This is a genomic window from Pseudomonas sp. FH4, from assembly GCF_000510915.2.
Classification (GTDB): domain Bacteria; phylum Pseudomonadota; class Gammaproteobacteria; order Pseudomonadales; family Pseudomonadaceae; genus Aquipseudomonas; species Aquipseudomonas brenneri.
In genome coordinates this window covers 184072-197428 of sequence record NZ_AOHN01000005.1, presented here as the reverse complement: position 1 = coordinate 197428, position 13357 = coordinate 184072, and the positions used below count along the sequence as shown (strand labels likewise).

Here is a 13357-nt window from a genome sequence, read left to right as displayed (position 1 = left end):
AATGAGCCAAAGTCTCAGCCAACTGCGTAAATTCGTCTCCCCGGAAATCATCTTCGGTGCCGGCTCCCGGCACAATGTCGGCAATTACGCCAAGACCTTTGGTGCACGCAAGGTCCTGGTGGTCAGCGACCCTGGCGTGGTCGCCGCTGGTTGGGTCGCGGATGTCGAGGCCAGCCTGCAGGCCCTGGGTATCGAATACTGCCTGTACACCGCTGTATCGCCCAACCCGCGTGTCGAAGAAGTGATGCAGGGCGCCGAGGTCTACCGCGAGAATCATTGCGACGTGATCGTCGCGGTCGGTGGTGGCAGCCCGATGGATTGCGGCAAGGCCATCGGCATTGTGGTTGCCCACGGGCGCAGCATTCTTGAGTTCGAAGGGGTGGACACCATTCGCGTGCCCAGCCCGCCGCTGATCCTGATCCCGACCACCGCCGGCACCTCGGCCGACGTCTCGCAGTTCGTGATCATTTCCAACCAGCAGGAACGCATGAAGTTCTCCATCGTCAGCAAGGCGGTGGTGCCGGATGTATCGCTGATCGACCCGGAAACCACGGCCAGCATGGACCCGTTCCTGTCGGCCTGTACCGGCATCGACGCGTTGGTGCATGCCATCGAGGCCTTTGTGTCCACCGGTCACGGGCCGCTGACCGACCCCCATGCGCTGGAAGCCATGCGCCTGATCAACGGCAACCTGGTGCAGATGATCGCCAACCCCGGCGATATCGCCTTGCGCGAGAAAATCATGCTAGGCAGCATGCAGGCCGGCCTGGCGTTTTCCAATGCGATTCTCGGCGCGGTACATGCCATGTCCCACAGCCTCGGCGGTTTTCTCGACCTGCCCCATGGCTTGTGCAATGCGGTGCTGGTCGAGCACGTGGTGGCGTTCAACTACAATTCGGCGCCGGAGCGCTTCAAGGTGATTGCCGAGACCTTCGGCATCGACTGCCGGGGTCTCAATCACCGGCAGATCTGCGGGCGGCTGGTGGAACATCTGATTGCGCTCAAGCACGCGATTGGTTTCCATGAAACCCTCGGTCTGCACGGGGTGCGGCTGGCGGATATCCCGTTCCTGTCGCAACACGCCATGCATGATCCGTGCATCCTGACCAACCCCCGCGAGTCGAGCCAGCGTGACGTCGAGGTCGTCTATGGCGAAGCTCTCTGATGATCAGCAACGGGCGCTGGCCGGGCTGCTCGGGCTGGGCGACCACTCGGCGCGCAAGAGCCATTATCCGGAGCTGACGGCGCGTCTGGATGAGCTGGAGGCCGAGCGCAAACGCTATATCCGTCTCAACGACGAACTGGAGCAACGGGTCGCCGCGCGCACCGATGAATTGCTCGACACCAACCGCAACCTGCAACAGCAGATCGCCCGGCGCGAGCGCATCGAGCAGGACCTGCGCGACGCCCGCGACGCGGCGCAGGCCGCCAACCGCAGCAAGGACAAATACCTGGCCGCCGCCAGCCACGACCTGCTGCAACCGCTCAATGCGGCGCGGCTGTTGATTTCGACCTTGCGCGAGCGGGACTTGCCGAGTGTGGAAAAGGTCCTGGTGGAGCGCACGCATCAGGCCCTGGAAGGTGCCGAGGATCTGCTGGCGGACTTGCTGGATATTTCCCGTCTCGATCAGGCTGCGGTAAAACCAGATTTCGCCGTGTATCGCCTCGACGAACTGCTGGCGCCGCTGGTCTCGGAGTTTCAGTCGGTGGCCGCAGCGGCGGGCCTGAATTTGCGCGTGCATATGGGACGTTATGCACTGCGCACCGACCTGCGCTTGCTCACGCGTATCCTGCGTAACTTTCTCAGCAATGCCTGCCGTTATACCGACGCTGGGTGCATCCTGTTGGGCGCGCGCCGACGGGGTGATCGCTTGCGCCTGGAAGTGTGGGACACCGGTCGTGGGATTGCCGCCGATAGCCTGGAGTCGATCTTCCTGGAGTTCAACCAACTGGATGTGGGCCGTGCGGCAGACCGCAAGGGCGTCGGGCTGGGGCTGGCGATTGTCGAGCGCATCGCGAAGATCCTCGGTTGCCAGGTGCTGGTGCGTTCGTGGCCGGGGCGCGGATCGATGTTCAGCCTCGAGGTGCCGCTGTCGGATGAAATGCCGCTGCCTATCAGCCAGGCAGCGCCCCAGGCCGGCACCGGCAACCCGCTGCCGGGGCGCCGCCTGTTGGTGCTGGATAACGAAGTCAGCATCTTGGAAAGCATGCGCGCGTTGCTGGGGCAGTGGGGCTGCGAGGTGGTGACTGCGACGGATCAGGCGGGTGCTTTGAAGGCGTTGCAGGGCCGGGCACCGGAGCTGATCCTGGCGGACTACCATCTTGACCATGGCGTGGTTGGCTGCGATGTGGTCAGGCAGTTGCGCGCGCATTTTGCGTTGAAGATCCCCGCCGTGATCATCACTGCCGACCGCACCGACCAGTGCCGACGCTCGTTGCAGCGCCTGGAAGCGCCGTTGCTCAACAAACCGGTCAAGCCGGGCAAGCTGCGGGCGGTCTTGAGCCAACTGCTGGGCGCCACTTTCTAAATGTAGGCGCTGGCTTGCCCGCGAATATCGTTAACGATAACGCAGCACTAAAAATCAACCCGAGGTGCCTGTGGGATTTTTGTCGGAACACTGCTCACAGTAGATTGCATTTCAGCAGTGGCGTTTGCGGGTTTCGCTGGGCAGTTCCTTGAATAACGCACGGTAGCTGTTGGAGAACCGTCCCAAATGCCAGAACGACCAGTTCATCGCGACCTCGGCCACGGTGGTCTGGGCTGTGCTCAACAGTTCGCGCCGCGCACCGTTCAACCGGCGCAGGCGCAACCACTGCGCCGGGCTCATCCCGGTGTAGGTCTTGAAGCCTTGCTGCAGCTGGCGCAGCGGCACACCGGCAATCTGCGCCAGTTGCAGCAGGTTGACGGTCTCGTCTGGCACATCCGCTGCCCACTCGCCGATACGCGCCATCAGGCTGCGCTCTGCGTTGCGCCGGCGCAGCGAACCCTGGTCCAGACACACGCAGGCGTTGTCGAGGATGAACAGGCAGTCGTCCAGCAGTTGCCGGGTGAGGGTGTCGCGGCTGATCGGGTCGATCACGCTGGACAAGCGCGTCAGGGTGCCACTGAGCCAGCGGCTGAACAGGGCGTTTTGTTGGCAGGTCAATGGCGCCATGAACAAACCTTCGAGTTTTTCCACGTCCAGGCCATGGCGTTGCACGAACTGCGGGCCGAACACCACCGCCACTTCACGGTAGTTTTCCGGGGTGATCCAGGTGTTGCGGCTTTCGCCATTGAGCAGGTAGAGCGCGTTATCACTGCCGTCGAAACAGAACGCCAGGGAGCCTTTTGGCGCGTTGAAATTCTGCTCTATCCGCGTGTTCATCCGCTCTTCGTACACTTCCACGCCTTGCAGGTCGAGGTAGCGGACCTGCCCGGCAAAATGCCCTGGGGACATCTGCTGGTACTGCTGCACCCAGCCGGGTGTCGCACTGCATTGAGCGGCCACATCACCGGTGGTGAAGGCCTGTACGCGCAAAGCTGTTGCCTGTGTCATGGGTGATCCGTGCGCACTCTATTGGTGCGTTGTGGTTCGTGCAAAGTGGATAGATGCCGTTTGAAGGCTGGCCCAAGATAGACCTCAATGCACCGGGAGTACAAGCCGGCGCAGCACCCAACCCATGCCGAGGTCTTTATGAATGCCCCTTTCGATCAGCTGTCTGCCTGGCTGAAAGAACACAAGATTACCGAAGTCGAATGCGTGATCAGCGACCTGACGGGCATCGCCCGCGGCAAGATTGCGCCCACCAACAAGTTCCTGCATGAGCGCGGCATGCGCCTGCCGGAAAGCGTGTTGCTGCAAACGGTAACCGGGGATTTTGTCGACGACGACATCTATTACGACCTGCTGGACCCGGCCGATATCGACATGATCTGCCGCCCGGTGGCCAACGCCACCTACGTAGTGCCGTGGGCCATCGAACCCACCGCCATCGTGATCCACGACACCTTCGACAAGCAGGGCAACCCCATCGAACTGTCGCCGCGCAATGTGCTGAAAAAAGTCCTGCAGCTCTACACCGAGCAGGGCTGGCAGCCGATTGTTGCGCCGGAAATGGAGTTCTACCTGACCCAGCGCTGCGAAGACCCGGACCTGCCGCTGAAAACCCCAGTGGGCCGTTCCGGTCGCGCCGAGACCGGGCGCCAGTCGTTCTCCATTGACGCGGCCAACGAGTTCGACCCGCTGTTCGAAGATGTCTACGACTGGTGCGAAGCCCAGGGCCTGGACCTCGACACGCTGATCCACGAAGACGGCCCGGCGCAGATGGAAATCAACTTCCGTCACGGCGACGCTCTGGACCTGGCCGACCAGATCACCGTATTCAAGCGCACCCTGCGCGAAGCCGCGCTCAAGCACAATGTGGCCGCGACCTTCATGGCCAAGCCTGTGGCCGACGAGCCGGGCAGCGCCATGCACTTGCACCAGAGCGTGGTGGACATTGCCACGGGCAAGCCGGTGTTTGTCGATGCCGAGGGGCAGATGAGCCAACTGTTCCTGCATCACATTGGCGGTTTGCAGAAATACATTCCGATGCTGTTGCCGATGTTCGCGCCCAACGTCAACTCGTTCCGCCGCTTTTTGCCGGACACCTCGGCCCCGGTCAACGTGGAGTGGGGCGAAGAAAACCGCACCGTCGGCCTGCGGGTGCCGACCTCCAGCCCCGATGCCATGCGCGTGGAAAACCGCCTGCCAGGAGCCGATGCCAACCCGTACCTGGCCATCGCCGCCAGCCTGTTGTGCGGCTACCTGGGGATGATCGAGAAGATCGAGCCGAGTGCTCCGGTGGAAGGCCGCGCCTATGAACGCCGCAACCTGCGCCTGCCGATCACCATCGAAGATGCGCTGGCAAGAATGGAGGCCTGCGACACGGTCAAGCAGTACCTGGGGGACAAGTTTGTGCGTGGCTATGTCGCGGTGAAACGCGCCGAGCACGAGAACTTCAAGCGTGTAATCAGCTCCTGGGAGCGTGAGTTCCTGTTGCTGAGCGTCTGACGCTTTGTAGGAGCCGGCTTGCCGGCGATCGCGGTGCGTCAGGTAATCCGCTATCGCCGGCAAGCCGGCTCCTACAGGTTTGGGTTGATCTAACAATAATTAATCATGCAAAGGGGTGTCGATATGCGTCTCGTCAAACAGCTTCTCCCACTGGCCCTGGCTGCGGTATTCAGCAGTGCCAGCCAGGCTGCACCGAGTGTCAGCGTCTATAACTGGACCGACTACATTGGCGAGACCACCTTGGCTGACTTCCAGGCCAAGACCGGGATCAAGGTGGTCTACGACGTGTTCGACTCCAACGAAACCCTGGAGGGTAAATTACTGGCGGGGCGTACCGGGTATGACGTGGTGGTACCGTCCAATCACTTCCTGGCGCGCCAGGTCAAGGCCGGTGCCTTCTTGAAGCTGGACCGCGCGCAGCTGCCCAATTACCAGAACCTGGACCCCAAACTGCTGAAATTGCTGGAGCAGAACGACCCGGGCAATGCGCATTCGGTGCCGTACCTGTGGGGCACCAATGGCATCGGCTACAACGTCGATAAGGTCAAGCAAGTGCTGGGGGTGGACCACATTGATTCGTGGGCGGTGATGTTCGAGCCCGAGAACCTGAAGAAGCTGCAGCAATGTGGCGTGGCATTCCTGGACTCGGCGGACGAGGCGTTCCCGGCGATCCTCAACTATATGGGCATGGACCCGCGCAGCGAGAAGGTCGGCGATTACGAAAAGGCCGAAGCCAAGTTGCTGACCCTGCGTCCGTACATCACCTATTTCCACTCCTCCAAATACATCTCGGACCTGGCCAACGGCGATATCTGCGTGGCCTTCGGTTATTCCGGCGACGTGTTCCAGGCGGCCAACCGTGCCAAGGAAGCCAAGAACGGCGTGAACATCGCCTATTCGATTCCCAAGGAGGGCAGCAACCTGTGGTTCGACTTACTGGCGATCCCTGCGGACGCCACCAACCCCAAGCAAGCCCACGCGTTTATCAACTACCTGCTGGACCCCGAGGTGATTGCCAAGGTCAGCACCTACGTCGGCTACGCCAATCCCAACCTGGCGGCAAAGGCCTTCATGGAGCCAGAACTGGTGAACAATCCTGAGGTGTACCCACCCCAGGATGTGCTCGACAAACTGTATATTTCCACCACCCCCAGCCCGGCCATCATGCGTGTGATGACCCGGGCCTGGAGCAAAGTGAAGTCCAACCGATGAATCAGTCCCAAGACCACGCCCGTTCCTACTACCTGGCGTCGGCCAATGCCATGGTGCAACGCCCAACATTGTCCGCGGACCTGAGTGCCGATGTGTGTGTGATCGGCGGCGGGTTTACCGGCGTCAACACGGCCATCGAACTGGCCCAGCGCGGCCTTTCGGTGATCCTGCTGGAAGCCCGGCGCATTGGCTGGGGCGCCAGCGGGCGCAATGGTGGGCAGTTGATCCGGGGGATCGGCCATGATGTCTCGGGGTTTGCCCGGCATGTGGGCGAGGAGGGCGTGCGTTACCTGCAACGGGCCGGGATCGAGTCGGTGGCGTTGGTGGGGGAGCGCATTCGCGAACACGCCATCGACTGTGACCTGCGCTGGGGTTTTTGTGAATTGGCCAATACGCCGGCGCAATTTGCCGCGTTCAAGGGTGAGCAGGATAGCCTGGCCGCCTTGGGTTATGTGCCTGAAACCCGACTGATAGCGGCGCAGGATATGGCGCAGGTGGTCGGTTCGCAGGTGTATGCCGGGGGCTTGGTGGACATGGGCTCGGGCCACTTGCATCCGCTGAACCTGGTCCTGGGCGAAGCCCGCGTGGCCGAGGCCCTTGGCGTGCGGATCTTCGAGCACACTCCAGTGCTGGAATTGATCCATGGCGAGACCGTGCAGGTGCGCTCTGCCAGCGGCACCGTACGGGCCGCTAGCCTGGTCTTGGCGTGCAATGCGCATCTGGAAGAACTGGAGCCGCGCTTGAGTGGCAAAGTGCTGCCTGCTGGCAGCTACATCATCGCCACCGAGCCGTTATCCGATGAAATGGCCAACCAGTTGATCCCGCAAAACCTGGCATTGTGCGATCAGAAAGTCGGCCTGGATTACTACCGGCTTTCGGCAGACCGGCGGCTGCTGTTCGGTGGCGCCTGTCATTACTCGGGACGTGACCCGGTGGACATCGCCGCTTATATGCGGCCGAAGATGCTCAAGGTCTTCCCGCAGTTGGCCGACACCGCCATCGAGTTCCAATGGGGCGGCAAGATTGGTATTACTGCCAATCGTTTCCCCCAGGTCGGCCGGTTACAGCAGTACCCCAACGTGTTCTACGCCCAAGGCTATTCGGGACACGGGTTGAACGTCACCCACTGGTGTGCGCGTTTGCTGGCCGAAGCTATTCACGCAGGCGTCAGCCCGGGCCTGGATACCTTCAGCCGGGTGCCGCATATGACCTTCCCGGGTGGCAAGGCATTGCGCTCGCCATTATTGGCACTGGGCATGTTGTGGTACAGGCTTCGGGAAATGCTGGGTTAGAGGGTGTTCGCGGGGGGGCGTGATTTAAAACACAGCAAGATCGGATCCAATACGCTATAACCCCTCGGTCGCTGTGTACTCCAAAGGCCCCGTTTTTCATGCAAAACCCTGTGCAACGCCCGCTGTGGCAGGTCTACCTGTTTTTTCTTGCGCCGATGGTGCTGTCCAACTTCCTCCAGAGTTTTTCCGGCACTCTCAATGGCATCTATGTCGGGCAGATGCTCGGCACCCAGGCGCTGGCGGCGGTGTCGGGGATGTTTCCCATTGTGTTCTTTTTCATCGCGTTGGTGATTGGCCTGGGGGCGGGCGCTTCGGTGCTGATTGGCCAGGCTTGGGGGGCGCGGGAGACCGCGCTGGTCAAGGTCATCACCGGTGCAACGCTGACCCTGGGCGCATTGATCGGGGTGATTGCGGCCGTGCTCGGCAGCCTGTTCGCGCGTGGGGCCATGCAGGCGTTGGGCACGCCGCTGGATGTGCTGGACGAAGCCGTCGGCTATGCCCAGGTGATGATGCTGATCATGCCGCTGCTGCTGGTGTTCATCCTCTATACCCAACTGCTGCGGGGTGTGAGCGATACGATTTCGCCGTTATTGGCGTTGATGGTCTCGACGGTGGTCGGCCTGTTGTTGACCCCGGCGCTGATCCGCGGGTGGCTGGGGTTGCCGCCCATGGGCATCCAGAGTGCGGCCTATGCAGGGTTGGTGGCCAACGCCGTGGCGATGCTGTTTCTGATGCTGCGCCTGCGCCATAAAAAGCATGTGATGGCACCGGATCGCGCGTTGCTGGCAGCCTTGCGCCTGGACCGGGCGGTCCTCGGCAAGGTCCTGCGCATCGGCCTGCCCACGGGGTTGCAGATGGTGGTGCTGTCCCTGTCGGAGCTGGTCATCCTGGCGTTGGTCAATGGCCACGGCTCTCAGGCGACGGCGGCGTATGGCGCGGTGACGCAGATCGTCAACTACGTACAGTTCCCGGCACTGTCGATTGCCATCACCGCCTCGATCCTCGGTGCCCAAGCCATTGGCGCCGGACGCCTGGAGCGCATCGGCCCGATCCTGCGCACCGGGCTTGCCATCAACCTGTGCCTGACGGGTGGCCTGATCCTGCTCGGCTACGCCTTGTCCCACTGGCTACTGGGTCTGTTCATCACTGATGTACAGGCACGGGTCCAGGCCGAACACCTGCTGCACATCATGCTCTGGAGCATTCTGGTGTTTGGCTTCCAGGCGGTGATTGGCGGCATCATGCGCGCCAGTGGCGTGGTGCTGATGCCGGTGGCGATCTCGATCTTCTGCGTGCTGGGCGTGGAGTTGCCGGTGGCGTATCTGCTCAATGCACGCTTTGGCCTGGAAGGGGTGTGGATGGCGTTTCCGGTGACCTACCTGGTGATGCTCGGGTTGCAGGCCGCGTATTACCGGTTGGTGTGGCGGCATAAGCAGATCAAGCGGTTGGTCTAGAGACTGGATTGGCGACGGGAAGCAATTGCTCCGCTTAATAGGAAGCATTACTATTCACGCCCCGCCTACCCAGTGCATCCCGATGACTCCCCAGCCGCCCCGCAGACCAGGCTTTTTCGCGTACTACGAAGAGTTGGTCGGGACGTGGACGCGGCGCCTGCGTAATCGCCAGCAGGCCGAGGACCTGGCCCACGATACGTTCGTGCGGGTGTTGGAGTCCAAGTCGGCGCTGGTCGAGCAGCCGCGTGCCTATTTGCACCAGACGGCGCGCAATATTGCGGTGGATGCCTATCGTCGCGAAGATCGTCGTGGGGCAATGGAGCTGCAAGCCTTTGATCAGAGTATGTCGCCTAATGGCGACCCGGAGCATTTCATGCACGCGTTCCAGCTCGCAGACTCCATCGAGCGGGCCCTGGCCGAATTGCCGCTCAATTGCCGCAAGATCTTCATCTGGCAAAAGATCGAGGGCTTGACCCAGCAGGAAATCGCCGAGCGCCTGGGGCTTTCTAAAAACATGGTGGAAAAGTATATGATCCGCACCCTGCGGCATCTGCGTGACCGCCTGGACGCGCTGGCACCATGACCAATGCCCGCTTTGAAACAGGATCTTCCATGATGGATACCCGTGAGTGTGCCTGTGGCAGCGTAACGGTGCGTGACGAGGCGGCGCAGTGGTTCGTGCGTTTGCAGGGCCGCCCGGTGAGTGTCGAAGACCAGCGTCTTTTCGATGACTGGTGCAGGGAACATCCTGAGCACCAGTATGAATTCGAGGTACTGCAAGGGCTGTGGAACGCCACCGATCTGCTGCCCAAGGGCCGTTTGCAGGCGCTGTGTGATGAGCCGGCCGTACGCAAGCGGCGCTCGGTCGTGCGTTATGCCATGGCGGCCAGTGTATTGGCGGTGGCCGTTGGCCTTGGGCTGTTCAGTGGCCTGGATCATCCGGCGGCGTATGACGCTCAATTCAGCACCGTATTGGGGGAGCGTCGCCAGGTGGCGCTGCCTGATGGTTCGCTGATGGATCTGAACAGCCGCAGTGTGGTGGTGGTGCATTACGAAAAGGGGCGGCGCGGTATCGAGCTCAAGCAGGGCGAAGCGATGTTCAGCGTCGAACACGACACCAGTCGGCCGTTTGTGGTGCAGGCCGGGGTAGGGCAGGTGACGGTCACCGGGACGCGTTTTGATGTGCGCCGTGACGATGACCGAACCCGGGTGGTGGTCGAGGCGGGGACGGTCAAGGTGCAAGGGCATGCGGCGCAGCCAGCGGTCACACTGACGGCTGGCCTGGGTACAACCGTCGATAGCCAGGGCGCGGTGGCGGCGGCCTATGCGGTCAACCCGCAAGAGCTGACGGCCTGGCGTACCGGCAAACTGATATTCAACAACGCCAGCCTCGGTGAAGTGGTGCGGGAAGTCTCGCGTTACCGCGAAAAACCGCTGCGGGTCAGTGCGTCAGCCAGTGATTTGCGCCTGACCAGCGTGTTCAAGGCCAACGACACCGATGCCTTGCTCAAGGCCTTGCCGCACATTCTGCCGGTGGCCTTGCGCACGCTGCCTGACGGTAGCCAGGAAATAATTTCGCGCTAGGTTCAGGTTTTTTTCGAGTTCTTCGTCTTCTTGTCCAACTGCAACTGGTTTGCATTAACAGCCGCGCTCTCTTGGCATCACCGGACTAGGTACGACGTGAAAAAACTCGCTGCGAACAACAATAAAACCTCCCGCTGGGCCCCCCTGGCCCTGGCCTTGGCGGTCAGTGCCGCAATGCCAGCGGCTTTTGCTGACGATGCCATTCATATCAAGGCTCAGTCCCTTGGGGCGGCGCTGAGCCAATTGGGCCAGCAAACTTCGCTGCAAGTATTTTTCAGCCCGCAGATGGTGGCCGGCAAACAGGCCCCGGCCGTCGACGGCAACCTGTCGCCGGAAGAGGCCCTGCGCCAGTTGTTGCAAGGCAGTGGCCTGGACTATCAGATCGACTCGGGTTCAGTGACTCTGCATCCTCAGGCCAATGGTACCGGTGAAGCCGGTTCCCCCCTGGAGCTCGGTGCGACCGATATCAAGGTGGTGGGCGACTGGCTGGGGGATGCCAATGCCGAAGTGGTGCAGAACCACCCCGGCGCACGAACCGTGATCCGTCGCGAGGCCATGGTGGAGCAGGGCGCGATGAACGTCGGTGATGTGCTGCGCCGGGTGCCCGGTGTGCAGGTGCAGGAGTCCAACGGTACCGGCGGCAGCGATATTTCCCTCAACGTCGGTGTACGTGGCCTGACGTCGCGCTTGTCACCGCGCTCCACGGTATTGATTGACGGTATTCCCGCTGCTTTCGCGCCCTACGGTCAGCCACAGTTGTCGATGGCGCCGATCTCAGCCGGCAACCTGGAGAGTATCGACGTGGTACGTGGCGCCGGCTCCGTGCGTTATGGACCGCAGAACGTCGGCGGGGTGATCAACTTCGTGACCCGGGCGATCCCCGAGACCTTTTCCGGTGAAGTCGGCACCACCCTGCAAACCTCGTCCCACGGGGGTTGGAAACATGTCGACAACGCCTTTATCGGCGGTACTGCGGACAATGGCATTGGCATGGCGCTGCTGTATTCCGGGGTCAATGGCAACGGGTACCGCGATAGCAACAGCGGCAACGATATCGACGATGTGATCCTCAAGACCCACTGGGCGCCGACCGATCAAGACGATTTCACCCTCAATTTCCACTACTACGACGCCAGCGCCGACATGCCCGGCGGCCTGACCCAGAAGCAGTACGACGCCAATCCTTATCAGTCGGTGCGCGATTGGGACAACTTCAGCGGGCGGCGCAAGGATGTCTCGTTCAAGTACATCCGCCAGATCGACGACCGTACCCAGGCCGAAGTGCTGACGTACTATTCCGACAGCTTTCGCGGCAGCAACATCGCCAGCCGTGACCAAGTGACCCTCGGTTCCTTTCCGCGCACCTACTACACGTTTGGCATCGAGCCACGGGTGTCCCATGTGTTCGACCTGGGGCCGACCAGCCAGGAAGTCAGTGTCGGCTACCGCTACCTGAAAGAGGGGATGCACGAACAGGCCAGCAACCTGCGGCTGGTCAACAACGTACCCACACCGGTCGGCCAGAATGACGGCCATGTCTATCAGGACCGTACCGGTGGCACCGAGGCCAATGCGTTCTACATTGACGACAAGATCGACGTCGGCAAGTGGACGATCACACCCGGCATCCGCTTTGAAAGCATCCGCACCGAATGGCATGACCGGCCGGTGGTGGGCTTGAACGGCACCCGCACCCAGGAGAAACGTCGTGAGGTCAAGAACAACGAACCGTTGCCAGCCCTGAGCGTGATGTACCACGTCTCCGATGCCTGGAAACTGTTTGCCAACTACGAAACGTCCTTCGGCAGCCTGCAATATTTCCAGTTGGGCCAGGGCGGTAACGGCGACCAGACGGCCAATGGCCTGGAGCCGGAAAAGGCCAAGACCTACGAGATCGGCACCCGCTACAACGATGATGTCTGGGGTGGCGAAGTGACGTTGTTCTATATCGACTTCTCCGACGAGCTGCAGTACGTCAGCAATGACGTAGGTTGGACCAACCTGGGCGCCACCAAGCACACGGGTATCGAGACCTCGGCCCACTACGATCTGTCCAACCTCGACCCGCGCCTGGACGGTTTGACCGCCAACGCCGGTTTCACTTACACCAAGGCGACCGCCGAAGGCGACGTGGCGTTCAAGGGCCGTGACCTGCCGTTGTATTCCCGGCAAGTGGCGACACTGGGGCTGCGTTATGCCGTCAACCACTGGACCCATAACCTGGACGCGTATGCTCAGTCCGGCCAACGGGCACCCGGTACCACCAGTACCTATATCACGCAGCCGACCGCAGATGGCCAGTACGGTGATATCCCGGGGTATGTTTCCGTCAACGTACGCAGTGGCTATGACTTTGGCGCCCAGTTATCGAACCTGAAGCTGGGCGTGGGGGTGAAAAACCTGTTCGACCAGCAGCACTACACCCGTTCCAGTGATAACAACTCCGGGATTTACCTGGGCGAGCCGCGGACGTTCTTTGTACAGGCGAGCGTGGGTTTCTGACGGGGATCGTCGCCTGTCCTGAGGGTGATCGGGGCGGCGGCGCTTTGTCTTTTGATGGGTGCATTGATGCTGACACGCGTCAATGTGCTTTTCCTCCTGGTGTTGCTCTTGCCTCTTACGATCCTTCTGTCGATGTTGAAGGGTTGTTCTGGTACTCGTCCTACCTTTTTTAAGCGATTTTCATCGCTTTCAGGAACCGAACTCCGTAGGCCTGCCACAGACACAATTAGCCCACTGTGCACGGGCATCCCGCGATCAGCTTATCGCCGGGGTGCTTTGG

Annotated in this window: 10 protein-coding genes; 9 read left to right on the top strand and 1 reads right to left on the bottom strand. The window is 61.3% G+C overall.

Translation table 11 applies throughout. The annotated features are described in order from the left end of the window. Window position 1: 1 nt before the first annotated feature. Together ercA and H097_RS03930 are read left to right on the top strand one after the other, a co-directional pair. Window positions 2–1165: an alcohol dehydrogenase-like regulatory protein ErcA gene (gene ercA / locus H097_RS03935; protein WP_032857495.1), complete on the top strand. Its 1164-nt coding sequence runs from the start codon at window positions 2–4 to the stop codon at window positions 1163–1165. Then, window positions 1149–2528: a hybrid sensor histidine kinase/response regulator gene (locus tag H097_RS03930; RefSeq protein WP_032857494.1), complete on the top strand. Its 1380-nt coding sequence runs from the start codon at window positions 1149–1151 to the stop codon at window positions 2526–2528. The genes ercA and H097_RS03930 overlap by 17 nt, the downstream gene beginning before the upstream one ends. Before the next feature lie 111 nt (window positions 2529–2639). Here H097_RS03930 and H097_RS03925 read toward each other — a convergent pair whose 3' ends face one another. After that, window positions 2640–3536: a helix-turn-helix domain-containing protein gene (locus H097_RS03925; RefSeq protein WP_032857493.1), complete on the bottom strand. Its 897-nt coding sequence runs from the start codon at window positions 3534–3536 to the stop codon at window positions 2640–2642. Between the two features lie 138 nt (window positions 3537–3674). Here H097_RS03925 and H097_RS03920 point away from each other — a divergent pair, with 138 nt between their 5' ends. The 7 genes from H097_RS03920 to H097_RS03890 all read left to right on the top strand — a co-directional run bounded on the left by H097_RS03920 (window position 3675) and on the right by H097_RS03890 (window position 13077). Continuing rightward, a complete protein-coding gene (locus H097_RS03920) occupies window positions 3675–5033 on the top strand; it encodes a glutamine synthetase family protein (protein WP_032857562.1) in 1359 nt (452 codons plus the stop codon). 123 nt (window positions 5034–5156) lie between these two features. Next, complete coding sequence (locus H097_RS03915) at window positions 5157–6245, top strand: polyamine ABC transporter substrate-binding protein (protein ID WP_032857492.1); 1089 nt, start codon at window positions 5157–5159, stop codon at window positions 6243–6245. Continuing rightward, window positions 6242–7537, top strand: a complete 1296-nt coding sequence (locus H097_RS03910; protein ID WP_032857491.1) for an FAD-binding oxidoreductase — start codon at window positions 6242–6244, stop codon at window positions 7535–7537. Before H097_RS03915 ends, H097_RS03910 begins: the two co-directional genes overlap by 4 nt. Window positions 7538–7635: 98 nt before the next feature. Then, window positions 7636–8991, top strand: a complete 1356-nt coding sequence (locus H097_RS03905; protein ID WP_032857489.1) for an MATE family efflux transporter — start codon at window positions 7636–7638, stop codon at window positions 8989–8991. Window positions 8992–9073: 82 nt separating this feature from the next. After that, on the top strand, window positions 9074–9574 hold the full coding sequence (locus H097_RS03900) for a sigma-70 family RNA polymerase sigma factor (protein ID WP_032857487.1): 501 nt from the start codon (window positions 9074–9076) through the stop codon (window positions 9572–9574). 32 nt (window positions 9575–9606) lie between these two features. Continuing rightward, window positions 9607–10575: a FecR domain-containing protein gene (locus H097_RS03895; protein WP_032857559.1), complete on the top strand. Its 969-nt coding sequence runs from the start codon at window positions 9607–9609 to the stop codon at window positions 10573–10575. A 96-nt stretch (window positions 10576–10671) separates the two neighbouring features. Further along, the gene (locus H097_RS03890) at window positions 10672–13077 is read left to right on the top strand and encodes a TonB-dependent receptor (protein ID WP_032857486.1); all 2406 of its coding nucleotides are present in this window, start codon (window positions 10672–10674) and stop codon (window positions 13075–13077) included. Window positions 13078–13357: the final 280 nt, after the last annotated feature.